At 74.8% G+C, this 19,191-nt stretch carries 18 protein-coding genes; 6 read left to right on the top strand and 12 right to left on the bottom strand.

Going from position 1 to position 19,191, the window contains the following annotated elements:
• Positions 1-20: 20 nt before the first annotated feature.
• The 9 genes from ABD254_RS06445 to ABD254_RS06485 all read right to left on the bottom strand — a co-directional run bounded on the left by ABD254_RS06445 (position 21) and on the right by ABD254_RS06485 (position 6,659).
• Positions 21-401 (bottom strand): Rv3654c family TadE-like protein, encoded by a 381-nt coding sequence (locus ABD254_RS06445; protein ID WP_344246764.1) that lies wholly within the window; start codon positions 399-401, stop codon positions 21-23.
• Entirely contained in the window at positions 398-790 is a 393-nt protein-coding gene (locus ABD254_RS06450) for a TadE family type IV pilus minor pilin (RefSeq protein WP_344246766.1), read from the bottom strand. Before ABD254_RS06450 ends, ABD254_RS06445 begins: the two co-directional genes overlap by 4 nt.
• Entirely contained in the window at positions 790-1,050 is a 261-nt protein-coding gene (locus ABD254_RS06455; protein WP_344246768.1) for a DUF4244 domain-containing protein, read from the bottom strand. Before ABD254_RS06455 ends, ABD254_RS06450 begins: the two co-directional genes overlap by 1 nt.
• Positions 1,051-1,141: 91 nt before the next feature.
• Positions 1,142-1,756: a type II secretion system F family protein gene (locus tag ABD254_RS06460; RefSeq protein ID WP_344246770.1), complete on the bottom strand. Its 615-nt coding sequence runs from the start codon at positions 1,754-1,756 to the stop codon at positions 1,142-1,144.
• 124 nt (positions 1,757-1,880) lie between these two features.
• Entirely contained in the window at positions 1,881-2,540 is a 660-nt protein-coding gene (locus tag ABD254_RS06465) for a hypothetical protein (RefSeq protein ID WP_344246772.1), read from the bottom strand.
• Entirely contained in the window at positions 2,534-3,694 is a 1,161-nt protein-coding gene (locus ABD254_RS06470) for a TadA family conjugal transfer-associated ATPase (RefSeq protein WP_344246774.1), read from the bottom strand. The genes ABD254_RS06465 and ABD254_RS06470 overlap by 7 nt, the downstream gene beginning before the upstream one ends.
• Positions 3,691-4,539, bottom strand: a complete 849-nt coding sequence (ssd, locus tag ABD254_RS06475; RefSeq protein ID WP_344246776.1) for a septum site-determining protein Ssd — start codon at positions 4,537-4,539, stop codon at positions 3,691-3,693. Before ssd ends, ABD254_RS06470 begins: the two co-directional genes overlap by 4 nt.
• A gap of 90 nt (positions 4,540-4,629) precedes the next feature.
• Positions 4,630-6,006 carry an MFS transporter gene (locus ABD254_RS06480; protein WP_344246778.1) on the bottom strand — a complete coding sequence of 459 codons (1,377 nt, stop codon included), beginning with the start codon at positions 6,004-6,006 and terminating at the stop codon, positions 4,630-4,632.
• Positions 6,003-6,659 carry an ArsR/SmtB family transcription factor gene (locus tag ABD254_RS06485; RefSeq protein WP_344246780.1) on the bottom strand — a complete coding sequence of 219 codons (657 nt, stop codon included), beginning with the start codon at positions 6,657-6,659 and terminating at the stop codon, positions 6,003-6,005. Before ABD254_RS06485 ends, ABD254_RS06480 begins: the two co-directional genes overlap by 4 nt.
• A gap of 94 nt (positions 6,660-6,753) precedes the next feature.
• Between ABD254_RS06485 and ABD254_RS06490 the strand changes: the two genes are divergently transcribed.
• The 5 genes from ABD254_RS06490 to ABD254_RS06510 all read left to right on the top strand — a co-directional run bounded on the left by ABD254_RS06490 (position 6,754) and on the right by ABD254_RS06510 (position 14,732).
• Positions 6,754-7,614 (top strand): HAD family hydrolase, encoded by an 861-nt coding sequence (locus ABD254_RS06490; protein WP_344246782.1) that lies wholly within the window; start codon positions 6,754-6,756, stop codon positions 7,612-7,614.
• A 403-nt stretch (positions 7,615-8,017) separates the two neighbouring features.
• Complete coding sequence (acs, locus tag ABD254_RS06495; RefSeq protein WP_344246784.1) at positions 8,018-10,033, top strand: acetate--CoA ligase; 2,016 nt, start codon at positions 8,018-8,020, stop codon at positions 10,031-10,033.
• Between the two features lie 122 nt (positions 10,034-10,155).
• Positions 10,156-11,205, top strand: a complete 1,050-nt coding sequence (mshD, locus tag ABD254_RS06500) for a mycothiol synthase (RefSeq protein ID WP_344246786.1) — start codon at positions 10,156-10,158, stop codon at positions 11,203-11,205.
• Between the two features lie 243 nt (positions 11,206-11,448).
• Positions 11,449-13,689 carry an RNA degradosome polyphosphate kinase gene (locus tag ABD254_RS06505; protein WP_344248512.1) on the top strand — a complete coding sequence of 747 codons (2,241 nt, stop codon included), beginning with the start codon at positions 11,449-11,451 and terminating at the stop codon, positions 13,687-13,689.
• The gene (locus ABD254_RS06510; RefSeq protein ID WP_425553664.1) at positions 13,686-14,732 is read left to right on the top strand and encodes an NUDIX hydrolase; all 1,047 of its coding nucleotides are present in this window, start codon (positions 13,686-13,688) and stop codon (positions 14,730-14,732) included. Before ABD254_RS06505 ends, ABD254_RS06510 begins: the two co-directional genes overlap by 4 nt.
• An 86-nt stretch (positions 14,733-14,818) precedes the next feature.
• Here the strand turns inward: ABD254_RS06510 and ABD254_RS06515 are convergent, their stop codons facing one another.
• The 3 genes from ABD254_RS06515 to ABD254_RS06525 form a co-directional block, all read right to left on the bottom strand.
• Entirely contained in the window at positions 14,819-15,823 is a 1,005-nt protein-coding gene (locus ABD254_RS06515) for an inorganic phosphate transporter (protein ID WP_344246788.1), read from the bottom strand.
• 3 nt (positions 15,824-15,826) lie between these two features.
• Positions 15,827-16,447 (bottom strand): DUF47 domain-containing protein, encoded by a 621-nt coding sequence (locus tag ABD254_RS06520; protein ID WP_344246790.1) that lies wholly within the window; start codon positions 16,445-16,447, stop codon positions 15,827-15,829.
• A 365-nt stretch (positions 16,448-16,812) separates the two neighbouring features.
• The gene (locus tag ABD254_RS06525; protein ID WP_344246792.1) at positions 16,813-17,412 is read right to left on the bottom strand and encodes a hypothetical protein; all 600 of its coding nucleotides are present in this window, start codon (positions 17,410-17,412) and stop codon (positions 16,813-16,815) included.
• Between ABD254_RS06525 and ABD254_RS06530 the strand changes: the two genes are divergently transcribed.
• A complete protein-coding gene (locus ABD254_RS06530; RefSeq protein ID WP_344246794.1) occupies positions 17,331-19,094 on the top strand; it encodes a sugar porter family MFS transporter in 1,764 nt (587 codons plus the stop codon). The two genes, ABD254_RS06525 and ABD254_RS06530, sit on opposite strands and share 82 nt — an antisense overlap.
• The last annotated feature ends 97 nt before the right edge of the window (positions 19,095-19,191 follow it).

A 19,191-nucleotide genomic window follows, 5' to 3' on the forward strand; every position in this document is an offset into this window, starting at 1 on the left:
AGCCCGGTGTCCGTCGGCCGCTAGCCTTCGACATCGACCTCCGCGGGACGTGGTCCGGCCCGGGCGTGCGCCCGGGCGTCGCCGAGCACCGCGTCCCACGGGCCGGCGCCGGCCCCGACCGCAGCCCGTGCCGTGCGCACGCCGACCACCCCGCCGGGCTCTGGCGAGCAGGCGACGAGCTCGGCGCCGTTGCGCCGCACGGCCTCCTCGGCGACGGCGCACGAGTCGCTGCCCCGTCGTACGGCGGTCGCGGCGGCCAGCGCCCCGAGGTCCGCCGCGGCCTGGGCGGTGCCGCGGGCGCGCTGTGCCGAGCCCAGCACGCCGACGGCGAGCGCCAGGAGCACCACCACGGCCGCCACTGCGAGCACGAGCACCGTGCCCGCGCCCCGCTCCCTGCTCACGGCTCCACCCAGGCGGTCGCCTCGCCCGTGGCGCGGACGGGCGCGGAGGCGAACCAGCCGCCGACGACCGGGCGGGTCACGGTGACGCGGACCCAGGACTCGTCCCGGTCGACGGTCAGCTCGGCGTCCTGACCGCCCACCCGCGCGACCGCCTGCCGCACCGTCGCGTCGTCCTCCCCGATCGCGTACGCCCGGGCGCCCGCACGGGCCGCGTCCAGGGCGCGCATCTGCGCCGTGGACGCGGCCGTGAGGGTGAGCACCGCGACCAGCAGGAGCACCACCACCGGCAGGCCGACCGCGAGCTCGGCCGTGACCGCGCCGCGCTCCGGCCCCCGCCCGCGATCCGGCCCCGCCCCGGGCGGCGGCCCGCTGCTGCGATGCCGCGCCATCAGACCGACAGCGCCGAGCTGATGATGCCCTCCAGCAGACCGCGCACCGTGTCGCTCTTGAGCACCGCGATGAGCAGGCCCGCGAACCCGACCGCCGCGACCGTCGCGACGGCGTACTCCGCCGTCGCCAGCCCGGCCTCCGGGTCACCCGGCGGGACCGCGCCGGGCAGGACCGCGCCCGGGCCGACTTCGCCCCGTCCGCCGCCCTTCTGCTCGCCCTGCTCCCTGTCCTGCTGCACGTCGTTCGCGACGTTCCTCATCTCTTCCTCCTCCTCGTTCCGCCGGCCGGTCGGCCGGCGTTCCCGTCCCGGCCGGTCGGCCGGACATCTGGTGCGGTCCATCGCGTCGGCCTCAGCCCGACAGCAGGTCGACGCCGAACGCGATCAGCACCGGCGCGAGGCCGACCAGCACGAAGGCGGGCAGGAAGCACGCCCCGAGGGGCAGCACGAGCCGCACGCCCAGCCGCGCCGCGGCGGTCCGAGCGGCGGCACGGCGGTCGTGCAGCACCTCGTCCCGCGCCGCGCGGAGCGCGTCCGACGACGCCGCGCCGTCCACCCACGCCCCACGCAGCGCCCGGTGCAGAGCCCCGAGCCGGGGCGGCGCACCGCGCCAGGCCGCGTCCCAGTCGGCGCCCAGCCGCAGCGCCCGGGCCGCGGCGCGCAGTGCCCGCCCGTCGGGACCGCCCGCCGGGTCGGCCCCCGGCACGGCGGCGGCCCCGTCGAGGGAGTCCGCCGTCGCCTCGAGGGCGCGCGGCACGCCTGCACCGGCACGCATCGCGGCCGCCAGCAGCTCCAGCAGCACGGGCAGCTCGACCGCGGTCGGGTCGTCCGGTGCGGCGCCGGCTGCCGGCGCGCCCGCGACGTCGGACCCTCCGCGCGCCCGCCGCCGGCTGCCGGAATGCGCGGCCCACCAGGGCGCCGTCGCGACGACCGCCAGCAGCGCGACGATGCCTCCCGCGACTGCCACCGCGCCGCTCACCCCGCCTCACCCGCCGGAGGGGCCGCGACGACAGCCGCCTCCCCGTGCACGACAGCCGGCGCCCCGCTCATGTCCACCGGGTCCGCGCTCACGGCCGCCGCGGGAGGCGCACTCACGACGCCTCCTCCCCCGCCGCGCGAGCGGTGGCGACGAGCCGGCCCGTCCAGACCCGGCCGGCCGCGAGCAGCAGCACGCCCAGCGAGACGACCGCCGTCCCGGCGCCACCGTCGGTCGCCGTCGCGACCGGGTCGGCGCCGAGCACCCACCCGAGCAGCGCCCCGAGCACGGGCAGCCACATCAGCACCCGCGCCGTGGCCTGCGGGCCGGCGAGCGACGCCTCCCGCTCGGCTCGCGCCTCCGCCTCCGCCACCAGCGCGCCGGACACCGCGTCGAGCACGCCGCCGAGCGGTGCCCCGACGTCGCCGGCGAGCCGGGCGGCCGCCACCACGGACCGGGCGTGCGCCTCGCCCCCGACGACCGGCGCCAGCTCCCGCGCGCCGGGCAGCCCGGCGGCGTCGACCGGCACGCCCAGCGCCCGCGTCCACGCGGCAGCGGGCGGCGCGCCGGCCCGCAACAGCGCCACCACCTGCGCGACGGCGACGCGTACCTCGTTCCCCTCGCCCGCCGACGTGCCGGACCGGCGCCGCGCCCATGCCCACGCCCCGCGTCGCGCCTGGCGCCCGCGCACGACCGTCGCGGCCGACCGCCCGCCCCGGGCGACGACGAGCCAGACGGCGAGCCCGACCCAGCCACCTGCCAGCGCGGTCAGCACGCGGACCATCTCCGGACGAGCTCGTCCCACGCCGGCCCGGTCTCCGGCCGGCCGGCCCCCGCCCACCGCGCCGCGCACCGCACGTCGAGCCGGCCGTCCGACCCCCGTCCGACGAGCCCCACCTCCGCGAGGTGCCGCCGACCGCGGGTGCGTCGGAGGTGCAGCACGACGTCGAGGGCGGCCGCCGCCTGCGCGGCGACCGCGTCCCGGGGCATCCCGGCCAGCGCCGCGAGCGCCTCCAGCCGCGCGGGGACGTGCTCGGCCGCGTTCGCATGCACGGTGGCCATCCCGCCGTCGTGCCCGGTGTTCATCGCCAGCAGCAGCTCGCGCACCTCGGCTCCGCGGCACTCCCCCACGACGATCCGGTCGGGCCGCATCCGCAGGGCGCCCCGCACCAGGTCCGTGAGCGTCACCTCGCCCACGCCCTCGACGTTGGGCCGGCGCGCGGCGAGCGCCACGACGTGCGGGTGCCGGGGCGCGAGCTCGCGGGCCTCCTCGACGACGAGGATCCGCTCGCGGTCCGGGACGAGGCCGAGCAGCGCGGCCAGCAGCGTCGTCTTGCCCGTGCCGGTGCCGCCCGTGACGAGCAGGTTCGCCCGCCCGGCCACGAGCACCGAGAGGAGCGACCGCCACGCCTCGGGCACGCCGCCCGCCGACACGAGCGCGTCCAGGTCGAGCGCCGCCTGGCGCAGCACCCGCAGCGCGATCACCGCGCCCACGGGCGCGACCGGGTCGACGACGGCGTGCAGGCGCGTGCCGTCGGGCATGCGTGCGTCCACGGTGGGCGCCGCGTCGTCGAGCCGCTGCCCGGCCACCGCCGCCATCCGCACGGCGAGCGCCCGTACGGCCGCCGGCGTCCCGAGGTCCAGGTCCGCGCGGTGCAGCCCGTCGCCGCGGTCCACCCAGACGTCTGCGGGCCCGTTGACGAGCACGTCGGTGACGTCGGGCTGGTCGAGCAGCGCCTGCAGGGGGCCGGCGCCGGTGAGCTCCGCGCGGGCGGCGCGCGTGAGGTCCGCGAGGGCGGACGAGCCGATGACCCGTCCGCTGGCACGCAGCGCCGCGCGGACGGCCTCGTCGTCGACGGCCCCGCCGGCGACCCCGACGCGGGCGCGCACGTCGTCGAGCAGCCCCCGGTCCACCGTCCCGGGCCTCACGGCGCGTCCTGCAGCGCCGTGGCCAGGCCGGCGGCGAGGCGTCCCAGCGGGCTGCGCCGGCCGAGCGGCGGGCCCTCCCCACGGTCGACGGCGTCCGCGAGGCGCGCGTCCCAGCGGGCCTCGGCCACGACGTCGAGCCCCAGGGCCGCCTCGAGGGCGGCGGCGTCGACCCGCCCGGGCACCGGCCGCCGCGCCACGACCCACGGCTCGCGCACCTGGGCGCCGCGCAGCAGGGCGCACGTCGAGACCGCCCCCGCCGCGCCGGGCACGGTGCAGGGCACGACGAGCAGGACCACGTCGGCCGCGGAGGCCAGGAGCCGGGCCGCGGGCGACCACGCCGTCGGGCGCGGCAGGTCCAGCACGACGCTCTCCCCGGCCCGCAGGAGCGCGGTCGCCACGTCGACGACGACGGCGTCGTCCGGCCCGTCGGCCTGCTGCCGGCTCGCGGAGAGCACCGGCACCGTGCGCCAGCGCGGCAGGGCCGCCACCAGCCCCTCGCCGTCGACGTCGCCGCGGGCGGCGGCCAGCTCGGGCCAGCGCGCGCCGGGCTCGTCCTCGACGCCGAGCAGCACGTCGGCGCCGCCACCGGGCACGTCGAGGTCGACGAGGACCGCGCGCTCCGCCGAGCGACGCAGTCCGTGCGCGACGGCGGCGGCGACCGTGCTGGTTCCCGCGCCGCCGCACGCCCCGACCACCGCGACCGTGCGGCTGGCGCGGCGCGGGTCGGCGGGCCCCGTGAACCACGGGACCCCGGTGGGCGCGGGTGGGGCGACGGCGCCCGCGGCCGCTGGGGTCAGGGCCGTGGGAGCCAGGGGGCGGGTGCTCGACCCGGGTGCCTTGTCCATGCCGCCCAGGCTGGACGGCCCGCGACGCCAGCGGCGCCCCGACCCTGCGCGCTGTGGACGGGCGCCTGTTGGGGACGGCCTCGCCCGCCGTCAGACGCTCGCGACGACCCGGCCGGACCGGGTCAGCGCGCGCTCGTGGCGCAGCGCGGGGATGAAGCACAGGACGCCCAGCACGCTGAACCCGCCCGCGACGACCATCGCCACCGCGGTCGACGCCTGGTCGGACACCCAGCCGAGGGCGGGCGACGCGACCGCGAACGCCGCGAAACCCGTCATCGACGCCATCGAGAGCACCGTGGAACGGTTCCGCGAGGTCGCCTCCCGGTGCAGCAGCGTCTGGTACGTGGGCCCGCCCGCCCCGTGCAGGGCGTAGGTCACGAGGTACGCGACGACCAGAGCGGCGGGACCCGCGACGAGACCCATCCAGACCACGCCGAGGCCGTTGAGCACGCGCGTGGCCATCGCGGCACGCACCACCCCGACGCGGCGCGCGGCCAGGCCCGCGAGCACCGAGCCGAGGGCGAAGACGCCCCACCCGACGGACGCCACGACGCCCATCACGGCGCCCGAGCGCTCCTCGCTCCCGAGCAGCTCCGCGAGCCGCACGGGCATCAGCGACTCGTACGCGACCATCGCGACCGACCAGAAGAGCTCCACGAGCAGCAGGCCGAGCAGGACCCGGTTCGCTCCGGCGAGCCGCAGCCCGTCGGCGATCACGCCGGGCGTGCGGCGCGCCGAGTCGAGAGCCAGCCGGACCCGGATCCGACGCACCGTCGCGGGACGGGCGGGGGCGTCGGAGCTCCCAGCCGGGGGCCCGGCGGGGCGCGCGGCGGAGGGCACGTCGTCCCCGGCTCCGTCCACGGCGACCGCGTCCCTGCGGTCCTCCACCAGGAGCACGCACACCATGACGAGGTGCACGACGGCGAGCACGGCGTAGACGACGTACGGCAGGGTGAGGGCGGACCACGCCGTCACGGGATGCCACCACACGAGCCCGCCGGAGGCCAGCGCCCCGAGCGCGATGGAGACGCCGAGGACGCCGCCCTGCCGGGACAGCGTCCGGTCGACGTCGGCGCCGGGCGTCGTGGCGTGCACCGTGTCGACGTACCAGGCCTCCATCGGCCCGGAGTCCAGCGCCCGGAACGTGCCCATCGCCGCCGACGCGAGGGCGAACGCCCAGAAGCTCTGCGCGGTGGCGAACAGCGTGGCCGCGAGCACCTGCATCGACGCCGCCGCGATCAGCACCGGCCGGCGCCCGAACGCGTCCGCCGTCCCGCCCGTCGGCAGCTCGAGCGCGAACACGACGAGACCCGTGATCGACGCCAGCGAGAGGGTCTGGGTGATCGACAGCCCGCGCTCGATCGGCAGCAGGGTGGTCACGGCGACCACCAGCCCGACCGGGAACCATCGGGTCGCGGAGAGCAGGAGGAAGACCCGGCCGGCGGCTGCCGGGGAGAGGGTGGTCATCGGGAGGCTCCGTCGGTCTCGGGCTCGTCGTCGGCCCCGGGCTGGTCGGTCTCGGGCTCGGCCCCCGCGGGGACGTCGTCCGGATCGAGCGGGAAGGCGAACCGCCAGAGGTGGATGCGCCGGGCCCGCGGATCTCCGGACCCGACGTGCAGGTAGCGGTTCGTCACGTCCTCGAGCTCGGACTGCAGCGCGGCGAGCTGCTCGGGGGTGACCTCGGCCCACGTGTCGGTCATGCCGGACTCGTCGCGCCACTCGCGCGGCCACTCCTCCTCGACGTCGAGCCAGTGCGTGTAGGCCGCGTCGAACTGCCGGTGGTAGTTGCGCACGAGCCAGCCGAGCGCGGTGCGGGCATCCTCGTCGCCGCCGAAGTCGGAGTCGCGCCAGCCATGGCTCTCGGTCGTCGCCCGCCAGATGCGCTCCTTGCCGCGGCCGCCGCCGGTGTCCGTCACCAGCCCCACGGACTCGAGGCGGCGCAGGTGGTAGCTCGTCGCACCGGTGTTGGTGTGCAGCTCGGCGGCGAGCGCCGTGGCGGACGCCGGTCCCCCGCGACGCAGGGTGCTCAGGAGCCGCGATCGCAGCGGGTGGGCGAGGACCTTGGCGGCCTCGGCGGTGAGCTCGAGGTGGGTGTACGGGCGGTCGGCATCGTCGGGCATACGTGCACAGTAACTCTGCACAGAGAGTGTGCACAAGAGTTTTGCACGAGCGGGTCCTGCGGTGACGTCGGGGCGCACCGCTAGGCTCACCTGCGTGAGCGCCCAGCCTCAGGACCCGGCCGCGACACCGCCGCCACGGCGGCCGGCGTCGTCGCCCCGCACTCCCGGGACACCGGGCGGCCGGGTCGCGGCCTTCTTCGACCTCGACAAGACGATCATCGCGACAAGCTCGTCTGCCGCGTTCTCCAAGCCGTTCTACGCCGGCGGCCTCATCACCCGGGGCGACGTGCTGCGCAGCGCGTACGCCCACCTCCTCTTCCTCGCCGGGAACGCCGACGCCGACCAGACCGAACGGATGCGCAAGCACCTGTCCGAGCTCGCGACGGGGTGGGAGGTGAGCAAGGTGCAGCAGATCGTCGCGGAGACCGTGCACGAGCTCATCGACCCCTACGTCTACGCCGAGGCGGTCGAGCTCATCGCCGAGCACCACGAGCTCGGGCACGACGTCGTCGTGGTCTCCGCCTCCGGTGCGGAGCTCGTCGAGCCGATCGCCACCGTGCTCGGGGCCGACCACGTGGTCGCCACCCGCATGGCCGTGGCCGACGGGCGGTACACCGGCGAGATCGAGTTCTACGCCTACGGCGAGCAGAAGGCGGACGCGGCGCGCGACCTCGCCGCCGCGCAGGGGTACGACCTGGAGCGCTGCTTCGCGTACACCGACTCGATCACGGACGCCCCGATGCTGTCGGCGGTCGGGCACGGCTTCGCCGTCAACCCCGACCGGCAGCTGCGCCGCGCCGCCGTCGAGCACGGCTGGGGCGTGCTCACGTTCACGCGCCCGGTGGCGCTGCGGCGGGTGCTGCAGCCGCCGACGGCGGTGCTCGCCGTCGGCGCGCTGCTCGGTGCCGCGGCGGCCGCGTGGCTCCTGCGTCGGTGGTGGCGACGCCGGGGATGACCCCCGCCGCCGCTGTTGCGTTCCGGGCCGGCGAGGCGTTCCATGGAAGGAAGACAGCCGGACGCGGGACCCACGCACAGGAAGTCCACGGTTGAGGACCCACTCGGTGGGGATGAGCCCACCCAGTGATCGGATCTAGCGCCTGATACCCGCGTCCGGGCTGGCGAGAGCGGCGCTCGGACGACCAGTTTCCCGGGCGCCGTCCTCGTGCCCGTCCCAGCCCGGTCCTCGCGAGATCCCATTTTGCAAGGGCTGTGGCCGAACCTTGGGACGGCGTGACCCGCGTCACCCGCGAGGTCTAGACTCCCGAGCGGCAACCCCCGCGGGGGCTCGCCCGTCCCGAGGCCGGCATCCACGCGCCTCGCGGGACCCGCACCAGCGACGATGCGCCACGGAGGTAAGCGTGCCAGACAACGAGACCACCGCCCCCAGCCTCGAGAATCTCCTGCACGAGACGCGGGCGTTCCCGCCCGGCCCCGCGTTCGCGGCGCAGGCGAACGCGCAGCCCTCGCTGTACGAGGAGGCCGCCGCCGACCGGCTCGGGTTCTGGGCGGCGCAGGCGCGCGAGCTCGTCACGTGGTCCACGCCGTTCACGCAGACCCTCGACTGGTCCGACGCCCCGGTGGCGAGATGGTTCGCCGACGGGAAGCTCAACGCCGCGTACAACGCCGTCGACCGGCACGTCGAGGCCGGCCTGGGCGACCGCGTCGCGCTCCACTTCGAGGGCGAGCCGGGCGACACCCGCGCCGTCACGTACGCCGACCTGCAGCGGGAGGTCTCCCGTGCGGCGAACGCCCTGACGGCCCTGGGCGTCACCACGGGCGACCGCGTCGTCGTCTACCTGCCGATGCTCGTCGAGTCGGTCGTCGCGATGCTGGCCTGCGCCCGCATCGGCGCCCCGCACTCGGTCGTCTTCGGCGGCTTCTCCGCCGACGCGCTGCGCAGCCGCATCGCCGACGCCGAGGCCAAGCTCGTCATCACCGCCGACGGCGGCTACCGCCGCGGCGCCCCGTCCGCCCTCAAGCCCGCCGTCGACGAGGCGCTCGCGCCGAAGGACGGCCAGCCCGCGACGACGGTGGAGCACGTGCTCGTCGTGCGGCGCACGGGCCAGGAGGTCGACTGGACCGAGGGCCGCGACGTCTGGTGGCACGACGCCGTCGAGCACGCCGACGCGTTCCACGAGCCGGTGCAGGTCGACGCCGAGCACCCGCTGTTCATCCTGTACACGTCGGGCACCACCGGGAAGCCGAAGGGCATCCTGCACACCACGGGCGGGTACCTCACCCAGGCGGCGTACACGCACAAGTTCGTGTTCGACCTCAAGGCCGAGTCCGACGTCTACTGGTGCACGGCCGACATCGGCTGGGTCACGGGGCACTCGTACGTCGTCTACGGGCCCCTCACCAACGGTGCCACCCAGGTCATCTACGAGGGCACCCCCGACACCCCGCACCGCGGCCGCTGGTGGGAGCTCGTCGAGAAGTACCAGGTCTCGATCCTGTACACGGCGCCCACCGCCATCCGTACCTGCATGAAGTGGGGCGAGGACATCCCGGCGGGCTTCGACCTGTCGAGCCTGCGCGTGCTCGGCTCGGTGGGCGAACCCATCAACCCCGAGGCGTGGATGTGGTACCGCCGCGTCATCGGCGGCGACACCGCCCCCATCGTCGACACCTGGTGGCAGACCGAGACGGGCGGGATCATGATCAGCCCGCTGCCCGGCGTCACGGCCACCAAGCCCGGGTCCGCGCAGGTCGCGCTGCCCGGGATCGTGGCCGACGTCGTCGACGACGAGGCGCACTCCGTGCCCGACGGCGGCGGTGGGTACCTCGTGCTGTCGGAGCCGTGGCCGGCGATGCTGCGCGGCATCTGGGGCGACCTGCAGCGGTTCAAGGACACCTACTGGTCGCGGTTCGAGGGCCTCTACTTCGCGGGCGACGGCGCCAAGAAGGACGAGGACGGCGACATCTGGCTGCTGGGTCGCGTGGACGACGTCATGAACGTCTCCGGCCACCGGCTGTCCACCACCGAGATCGAGTCGGCGCTGGTCTCCCACGAGGTCGTCGCCGAGGCGGCGGTCGTGGGGGCGGCCGACGAGACCACCGGTCAGGCCGTCGTCGCGTTCGTGATCCTGCGCGGCGAGCACGCGGACCGCGCGTCGACGCCGGAGGGGGCGCAGGAGGTCCAGGCCGAGCTGCGCAACCACGTGGCCAAGGAGATCGGACCGATCGCCAAGCCGCGGCGCATCCTCGTCGTGCCGGAGCTGCCCAAGACGCGGTCCGGCAAGATCATGCGCCGCCTGCTGCGCGACGTCGCCGAGAACCGCACCGTGGGCGACGCGACCACTCTCGCGGACTCCTCGGTGATGGACCTCATCTCCGCCGGCCTGGCCTCGACCAAGCCCGGCAGCGACGACTGACCGCAGGCGACGACGCCGACGACGCGGGGCCGGGTCCGGTGCGGTCCCGGCCCCGCGTCGTCGGCGGCCGGCGTCGCTCGGGTTCCGGCGCGGCAGGCGGAGACGTCGGCGATGATGGGGGCGTGCGTACCGGTCCCCCGCTGCAGATCGGCCCCCTCGACCCCGCCGCCCAGGACGCCGTCCGGGCGCTCGCGGCACAAGCCGCCGCCCACGACGGCGTCGCGCCGCTGTCCGAGCAGCCGCTGCTGCGCCTGGGCACCGACGCCGAGTGGCTGACCCACGTCGTGGCGCACGACAAGCACGGCGCGACCGTGGGCTACCTGCAGGTGGACCGCGGCGGCGACGTCGCGAGCGCGGAGCTCGTCGTGCACCCGGACCACCGCAGGCAGCACACCGGCAGCATGCTGCTGCGCACGGCCGAGCGGGACGCGCGGCTGCCGATGGTCTCCGGAGCGCCCGGGCAGCGCGGCATTCCCCTGCGCGTCTGGGCCCACGGCGACCTGCCCGCGGCGCGCGCCTTCGCCGCCGGGCGGGGGTACGAGGTCGTGCGCGAGCTCCTGCTGCTCGCCGCCCCGCTGACGCCGTCGGACGCCGGTGAACCGGCTCAGGACGACGCCGGCCCGGCCGACGTAGTTCCGACGAGCTCGACCGGCGCGCCCGCGGGCCTCCGGGTCCGCACGTTCCGCCCCGGCGCCGACGACGAGGCGTGGGTGCGGCTCAACGCGCGCGCCTTCGCCGACCACCCCGAGCAGGGCCGCCTCACGGTGGCCGACCTGCGCGACCGCCAGCGCGAGCCGTGGTTCGACCCGGCCGGCTTCTTCCTCGTCGAGACGACGGACGCGGCCGGCCCCGGCGGCGAACCCGGCGACCAGCGCTCCGGCGGCCACCACCCCGGCGACCCGGTGGCGTACCTGTGGACGAAGATCGAGCCGGCCGGGCCCGGCGCAGCCCGGGACGGCGAGATCTACGCCGTGGGCGTCGACCCGACCGCCCAGGGTCGCGGGCTCGGCCGCATGCTGACCGCCCACGCGCTGGCACACCTCGCGGGCTCCGGGTGCGACCGCGCGGTGCTGTACGTCGACGGCGACAACACGGCGGCGCGCGCCACCTACGCCGGCGCGGGCTTCGAGCAGGCCGCGGTCGACGTGCAGTACGCGCCCGTCGCGTCCTGACCCGCGCGTCGCGGTGAGGCGCCCCCCGACGCGCCCGGCGGGCCGGAGTCCGCGAGGGATGCTCGTCGCCCGCTGTTCACCCATCGGTGCCACGATGGGCACATGACTGCGCCTCGCCCCCGCTCGCCCCGCACCCGCGACGGCCGCGGCCGGTTCGCGGCCACCACGGCCCCGGCCGAGGTGACCGACACCCGGACGCGGACGACGGCCCCCACCTCGGCGCGGTCGACGACACCGAGGTCGATGGACCCGCAGCTCGCGGCACACATCGCGGAGCACATCGCGGAGGAACCGGAACCCGGCCCCGCGGCGCTCGCGGTCGAGGCCGAGGCCCTCGAACCCCTGCCCGCCGACCGGTTCGCGGAGCGGGAGCTGAGCTGGCTGGCGTTCAACGAGCGGGTGCTGGAGCTCGCGGAGGACACCACGCTCCCCCTGCTGGAACGGGTCCGGTTCCTGGCGATCTTCGCGTCGAACCTGGACGAGTTCTTCATGGTGCGGGTGGCCGGCCTCAAGCGGCGCATCGCCACCGGCATCGCCGTCACCGCGGCGTCGGGCATGAGCCCCCGGCAGGTGCTGGAGGTCATCGGCGAGCGGGCGCACGAGCTCATGGAGCGGCACGCGACGGTCTTCCGCTCCGACGTGCAGCCGGCGCTCGCGGCCGAGGCCATCACCATCGTGCACTGGGACGAGCTGGAGCAGCGCGAGCAGGAGCGGCTGCACAAGTTCTTCCGCAAGCAGATCTTCCCCGTCCTCACGCCGCTCGCCGTCGACCCGGCGCACCCGTTCCCGTACATCTCCGGGCTGTCGCTCAACCTCGCCGTCGTGGTCGCCAACCCGCTCACCGGCAAGGAGCACTTCGCACGCGTCAAGGTGCCGCCGCTGCTGCCGCGGTTCATCGCCGTCGACGACCGCGGCCGGCCCAGCGCCCCGACACCCACGCAGAAGGGCGGCACGCAGACGTCGTTCGTCCCGCTGGAGGAGGTCATCGCACAGCACCTCGACCACCTCTTCCCCGGCATGGAGGTGCGCGAGCACCACACGTTCCGCGTCACCCGCAACGAGGACGTGGAGGTCGAGGAGGACGACGCCGAGAACCTGCTGCAGGCGATGGAGAAGGAGCTGCTGCGCCGCCGCTTCGGCCCGCCGGTGCGGCTCGAGCTGGCGACCGGCATCTCGCCGCGCATCCGCGACCTGCTGGTGCGCGAGCTCGACGTCCTCGAGGCGGAGGTCTACGAGCTGCCCGCCCCGCTCGACCTCACCGGCCTCAACGTCATCGCCGACATCGAGCGCTCCGCCCTGCACTACCCGCCGTTCGTCCCGACCACGCACCGCCAGCTCGCGGAGGTCGAGTCGGCCACGCCGCGCAACGTCTTCGCCGCCATCCGCGAGCGCGACATCCTGCTGCACCACCCGTACGACTCGTTCTCCACGTCGGTGCAGACATTCCTGGAGCAGGCCGCCGCCGACCCGGCGGTCCTCGCGATCAAGCAGACGCTGTACCGCACGTCGGGCGACTCCCCGATCGTGGACGCCCTGATCGACGCCGCCGAGGCGGGCAAGCAGGTGCTGGCCCTGGTGGAGATCAAGGCCCGCTTCGACGAGCAGGCCAACATCTCCTGGGCGCGCAAGCTCGAAGAGGCGGGCGTGCACGTCGTCTACGGGATCGTCGGGCTCAAGACGCACAGCAAGCTGTCGCTCGTCGTGCGCCAGGAGTCCGACGGGCTGCGCCGCTACTGCCACATCGGCACCGGCAACTACCACCCGAAGACGGCGCGGATCTACACCGACCACGGGCTCCTCACCTGCGACCGCGACGTGGGCCAGGACCTCACCCGGTTGTTCAACCAGCTCTCCGGCTACGCGCCGCAGTCGCGGTTCCACCGGCTGCTGGTCGCCCCGCGCAGCGTGCGCAGCGGGCTCATCGAGCGGATCGACCGCGAGGCGGCCGCGGCCCGGGCGGGCCACGAGGCTTGGGTGAAGATCAAGGTCAACTCCGCCGTCGACGAGGCCACGATCGACGCCCTGTACCGGGCGTCGCAGGCCGGGGCGAAGGTCGACCTCGTGGTGCGGGGCATCTGCGCGCTGCGGCCCGGCGTCCCCGGCCTGAGCGAGAACATCCGGGTCCGCTCCATCCTCGGCCGGTTCCTCGAGCACTCGCGCATCTTCGCGTTCGCGAACTCCGTCGGCCCCGCGATCCACGAGGGTCCGGAGTCCGGGCCGGAGGTCTTCATCGGCTCGGCCGACCTCATGCACCGCAACCTCGACCGGCGCGTCGAGGCGCTGGTGCGCATCGCCGACGACGCGCAGGTGGCGGAGCTGCTCGACCTCGTCGACCGGTCGATGTCGGACGAGACCTCGAGCTGGCACCTGGGCCCCGACGGCGCCTGGACCCGGCACAGCGTCGGGCCGGACGGCGAGCCGCTCGAGGACCTCCAGGCGAGACTCGTGACCCACCACCGGCGCCGGCCGGAGCGGGTGCGGTGAGGTCGGGGCAGACGCGGCGGGCGGTCACGGCGACCGCTTCGCCGCTCGTCGACGCCCTCGGGGCGACGTCGCTCAGCCACGCGCCGGTGATCGAGAGCGCCGGCGCCCTCGTCTGGCGCGTGCGCGGCGAGCGGCTGCAGGTGCAGCTCGTCCACCGGCCCCGGTACGACGACTGGTCGTGGCCGAAGGGCAAGCTCGAGCCCGGCGAGTCGCTCCAGGCCGCCGCCGCACGAGAGGTCGCGGAGGAGACCGGCAAGCCCGTCGTGCTCGGGCTGCCGCTGCCGGGCCTGCAATACCTCACGCCGGAGGGCCGGGTGAAGCGTGTGCACTACTGGGCGGCGCGACGGGCGCGCCCGCAGCCCGACGCCCGCCCGCTGGCCGCCCGGCACCCCGTCGCGCCGCCGTCCCGGGCGGAGGTGGACAAGCAAGCCTGGCTCGACGTCGACGAGGCCGCCCGCCGGCTGACCCGCGACGCCGACCAGGGCCCGCTGGACGCGCTCGTCGAGGCGCACGGCGCCGGGCGCCTGGAGACGCACGTGGTCGTCGTCGTGCGGCACGGCAAGGCCGTGGCCCGCGGCGACTGGCACGGGTCGGAGCAGGGCCGGCCGCTCACGCCGCTCGGGCACGGGCAGGCGGCCGCGGCCGTCCCCGTGCTGTCGGCCTTCGGCGTCGACCTGGCGGTGTCCAGCCGGTGGGAGCGGTGCGCCACGACCATCGACCCCTACGTGCGCGCGGCGGGCCTGCGGCCCGAGTACAGCGACAACCTCGGCGAGGCGCAGCACGAGCGCTCCCCCGCCCGGGTGGCCGCCACCGTGCGCGAGCTGCTCGAGTCGGGCCGGTCGTCGGTGCTGTGCACGCACCGGCCGGTGCTGCCCACGGTGCTGGACGTGCTGGGCCAGCACTCGCGCCGCACGGTCGCGAACGTGCTCCCGCAGCGCGACCCGTTCCTCGAGCCCGGCGAGATGCTCGTCGCGCACGCCGCGGCCACCGCGAAGGGCCCGCGGGTGGTCGCCGTCGAAAAGGTCACCCCGCCCGTATTCTGACCCTCCGGCGTCCCAGAAGGCGTTGTGAGCATGATCGTGGCCCACTTTCGGGACGGAAAGTGGGCCACGATCATGCTCACAACGACTCAGCCGAGCAGCGGGTGCAGGATCCAGGTCATGACGGCGGCGACGAGCGCGGCCATGGGGATGGTGAGGATCCAGGCGACGCCGATGTTCTTCGCCACGCCCCACCGCACGGCGGACAGCCGGCGCGTGGCGCCGACGCCCATGATCGCCGAGGTGATGGTGTGCGTCGTCGAGACGGGCGCGTGCAGGATGAACGCGTTCGCGTAGAGGATCAGCGCGGAGACTGACTCGGCGACGAAGCCGCGCGCCGGGTCGAGCTCGATGATGCGCCGCCCGAGCGTGCGCATGATCCGCCAGCCGCCGGAGTACGTGCCGAGCGAGATCGCGGTGGCGGCGGCGAGCTTCACCCACAGCGGGATGGTGCCGTCGGCGGCCGCCCAGCCGACCGTCACGAGCGCCATGTAGATGACGCCCATCGTCTTCTGCGCGTCCTGCAGGCCGTGGCCGAGCGCCATGGCCGCGGCCGACGCGGTCTGCGCGAGGCGGAAGCGGCGCGTCACCCGGGACGGCGCCGAGCTCTTGAAGATCCACAGCACCGCGACCATGACGAGGTACGCGCCGACGAAGCCGATCAGCGGGGAGAAGATCATCGGGAGGACGACCTTGTCGACGATCGCCTCGCCGTAGATCGGCAGCCCGCCCGCGAGGCCGGCTCCCACAAGTCCGCCGATCAGCGAGTGCGTCGACGACGACGGCAGGCCGAACCACCAGGTGATGAGGTTCCACGCGATCGCACCGAGGAGCGCGCAGAGCACGACGACGAGCGCCGTGTGGTTGGACGCGTCCTGCAGGTCGACGATCGACGTCGCGATCGTCTCCGCGACCTCCGTGCCCAGCAGGGCGCCGACGAAGTTCATCACCGCGGCCATGCCCAGCGCCACGCGCGGGGTCAGGGCCCGCGTGGACACCGACGTCGCGATCGCGTTGGCCGCGTCGTGGAACCCGTTCGTGTAGTCGAAGCCGAGCGCGATGGCGACGACGAGGACGACGAGAGCCGCCTCCATCCGTCAGGACTCCTTGAGGGCGATGGTCTCGACCATGTTCGCGACCCGCTCGAAGGCGTCCGCCGCCTCCTCCAGCATGTCGACGATCTCCTTGAGCTTCATGAGGAGCACCGGGTCGGTCACTTCGTCGAAGAGCTGCGCGATGAGCTTGCGGTGCAGCTTGTCGCCCTGGTTCTCGAGGCGGTTGATCTCGACCCAGTAGTCGGACAGCTTGTCCATCGACCGCAGCCGCGGCATCGCCTCGGCGGTCAGCTCGGCGCAGCGCTGCAGCACCTGGACCTGCTCGGACACCCGCAGCGGGAGCTCCTCGACCTTGTACAGGACGATGAGGTCGCCGGCCTCCTCCATGGCGTCCATGCAGTCGTCGAGGGCGGAGGCGAGCCCGTAGATGTCGTCCCGGTCGAACGGGGTGACGAACGTCTGGTTGAGGCGCCGCATGATCGAGTGCGTGGCGTCGTCGGCGACGTGCTCGGCCTCCACGAGGCGCTGGGCGATGGCGTCCCGCTCCGGGCGCGACGCGCCGAGCAGCTCCGCCAGCAGGGAGGCTCCGGTCACGTTGTGCTGCGCGAGCGCGGCCAGCAGATCGAAGTAGGTGGTGTCGCGCGGTGTCAGGCGCAGGCGCACGTGAGGCTCCTGTGGTCGTGGACGCTGAGACGTTCACAGACTAGGGGTGGCCCGGACCGCACGACCAGTTGAACATGCGGTGAACTCACGCCCGCGCCCCGCTCACGTCGGTGCTGGTGGTGAGCGACGCCGGACCGGGAGCGCCTCTCGGCGCGTGGCCGCTCGTAGCGGCTGAAGATGGAGCCCGGGGCTACCGCGGCCCGACGTCGCCCGCCCATCGTAGACCCCACGACCGGCCCGGTTCGAACGCCCTGTTCACACCGGAAAAACCCGTCCTTCGGTCGAGCCCTCATCGACCGAACCTGCGGTTCCGCGCCGGGCGGGTGCCTCGTCCCTCGACCCCCACCCTCTGCTGCACCTCCGTCTCAGTCGAGAGCTCCGGCGCGCCAGGAACCCGCCGCGCGCTCCAGCTCCTCGGCCGTGCGCAGCAGGTCCGAGGCACCGCGCGTCATCCGTTGGGCGCCCTGCGGGTCGGCCACCTCGCGGGCGTCGGCGTCGAACGCCGCGCCCGTGGCAAGGATCCTGCAGAACGACGCCGCACGCTCCAGGGCCACGGCCAGGTCACCCGCGTACACGCCGGACAGGACGTCGTCGGCGAGGGTCCGCACGTCGTCGGGGGACGGCGGGCGGGGCACGCCGGCGACGGCCTCGTGCACGGGCGCGGCGTCGACGCCGAGGCGGTACCGCAGCGTGACGGTGCGGGGGTCGCGCCGCACCCACTCGCGCAGGACGTAGAGCCTCCACAGCGCACCGGGCAGCGTGCCTGGCGCCGCGTCCGACCAGAGACCCGCGACCACGTCGAGCCCCTCCCGCTCGACCAGCCGCACCAGCCGGTCCACGACCTGGGGGTCCTCGGAAGCTCGCGCCCGGTGCACGACGGCGCGTGCCGTCGTGTGCGCGACCTCGTCGCGCAGGGCAGGGTCGAGCGAGCCGGGAAGCTGGTCGGCGTCGCGCGGGTCGAGCATCGCCGGCCGGCGGTGCCTGCGGGGCTCCGGAGCGTCGTTCACCCGCCCAGTGTCACCCCGCGCCCGCCGACGGACGAACCCCCCGTGGCCCCGGCCCGGGTCTCGCCGAGGCCTCCCCCACCCGCCGACATGTCCCTCCGACCCGCCCCTCCGACCCCGTCCAGGATTCCCCGCCGCGCCGACCAGCGACGTCGGACCTAGCATCGAGAACGAACGCCCCACGTGCAGAATCGAGGACGATCATGACGAGCCAGGCTCCGGCGTCGGCGGAGGCGCACAGCGCGCACCGGAAGGCCACGGCCCTCGCCTTCGCGGCGGCCGTCGGCGGCTTCCTCTTCGGCTTCGACTCGTCGGTCATCAACGGCGCGGTCGACGCGATCGAGGGTCAGTTCGAGCTCAACTCGACGGTCACCGGCCTCGTGGTGGCGATCGCCCTCCTCGGCTGCGCCCTCGGCGCCTGGTCCGGTGGCAAGCTCGCCGACCGCTGGGGCCGCACCAACGTCATGGTGCTCGGCGCGGTCCTGTTCTTCGTCTCGTCGATCCTGTCGGCGATCGCGTGGAGCGCCTGGGACCTCGCGGTGTGGCGGTTCATGGCCGGCATCGGCATCGGCATCGCCTCGGTCATCGCCCCCGCGTACATCGCCGAGATCGCCCCGGCCGTGATGCGCGGACGCCTCGGCTCGCTGCAGCAGCTCGCCATCACGGTGGGTATCTTCACCGCCCTGCTGTCCGACCAGATCCTGGCCACGGCGGCCGGCGGCGCCGCGAACGAGCTGTGGCTCGGCTGGGAGGCGTGGCGCTGGATGTTCATCGTCGCGGTGGTCCCGGCCGCCGTGTACGGGATCCTCGCGGCACGAATGCCCGAGTCGCCGCGCTATCTGGTGACCAAGGGGCAGGACGACGACGCGCGCCGGGTCTTGTCGTCGGTGCTCGGCCCCGAGGAGGACGTCGACGAGCGGATCTCCGAGATCCACCGCTCCATCGAGGTGGACGAGAAGAACGCCGAGCAGGGCAGCCTGAAGGGCGACCGCCTCGGCCTCAAGCCGATCGTGTGGGTCGGCATCGTCATGGCGATCTTCCAGCAGTTCGTGGGGATCAACGTGATCTTCTACTACTCGACCACGCTCTGGCAGGCCGTCGGCTTCGACGAGTCGCAGGCGTTCCTCGTCTCGACGATCACAGCGGTCACCAACGTCGCCGTGACGTTCATCGCCATCGCCCTCATCGACAAGGTGGGCCGGCGCCTGCTGCTCCTCATCGGCTCGGCGGGCATGACCGTGACGCTCGGCCTGATGGCGGTCGCGTTCACGCAGGCCACGGGCAGCGGCGAGGACATCACGCTGGGCGCGCCGTGGGACATCGTCGCGCTCGTCTCCGCCAACGGGTTCGTCGTCTTCTTCGGCGCCACGTGGGGCCCGCTGATGTGGGTGCTCCTGGGCGAGATGTTCCCGAACCGGATCCGGGCGGCGGCGCTCGGCGTCGGCGCCGCGGCGAACTGGATCGCGAACTTCACCATCACGCTGACGTTCCCCCCGATGCTCGACACCTTCGGCCCGACCGTCCCGTACCTGATGTACGCGATCTTCGCGGCACTGTCGTTCTTCTTCGTGCTCGGCAAGATCCCGGAGACGAAGGGCATCGAGCTGGAGGACATGTCCGGCGACGCCTACCACCGCGGCTGACGCGCGGCGCCCGCCGGGCGCCGTCCCACCGCCGGTCGAGGGCTGCGTGGTTCTACCGCCGGTCGAGCCTGTCGAGACCCGATGCCGCCGCCGGTCG

It is taken from the genome of Isoptericola hypogeus, from assembly GCF_039531145.1.
Lineage (GTDB): Bacteria > Actinomycetota > Actinomycetes > Actinomycetales > Cellulomonadaceae > Isoptericola > Isoptericola hypogeus.

Excerpts from the sequence above, each read along its gene's own strand:
- ABD254_RS06450 (WP_344246766.1), bottom strand. The coding sequence starts at position 790 with ATGGCGCGGCATCGCAGCAGCGGGCCGCCGCCCGGGGCGGGGCCGGAT.
- ssd (WP_344246776.1), bottom strand. The coding sequence starts at position 4,539 with ATGGACAAGGCACCCGGGTCGAGCACCCGCCCCCTGGCTCCCACGGCC.
- ABD254_RS06515 (WP_344246788.1), bottom strand. The coding sequence starts at position 15,823 with ATGGAGGCGGCTCTCGTCGTCCTCGTCGTCGCCATCGCGCTCGGCTTC.
- ABD254_RS06525 (WP_344246792.1), bottom strand. The coding sequence starts at position 17,412 with ATGCTCGACCCGCGCGACGCCGACCAGCTTCCCGGCTCGCTCGACCCT.
- ABD254_RS06485 (WP_344246780.1), bottom strand. The coding sequence starts at position 6,659 with ATGCCCGACGATGCCGACCGCCCGTACACCCACCTCGAGCTCACCGCC.
- ABD254_RS06480 (WP_344246778.1), bottom strand. The coding sequence starts at position 6,006 with ATGACCACCCTCTCCCCGGCAGCCGCCGGCCGGGTCTTCCTCCTGCTC.
- ABD254_RS06505 (WP_344248512.1), top strand. The coding sequence starts at position 11,449 with ATGGACCCGCAGCTCGCGGCACACATCGCGGAGCACATCGCGGAGGAA.
- ABD254_RS06455 (WP_344246768.1), bottom strand. The coding sequence starts at position 1,050 with ATGAGGAACGTCGCGAACGACGTGCAGCAGGACAGGGAGCAGGGCGAG.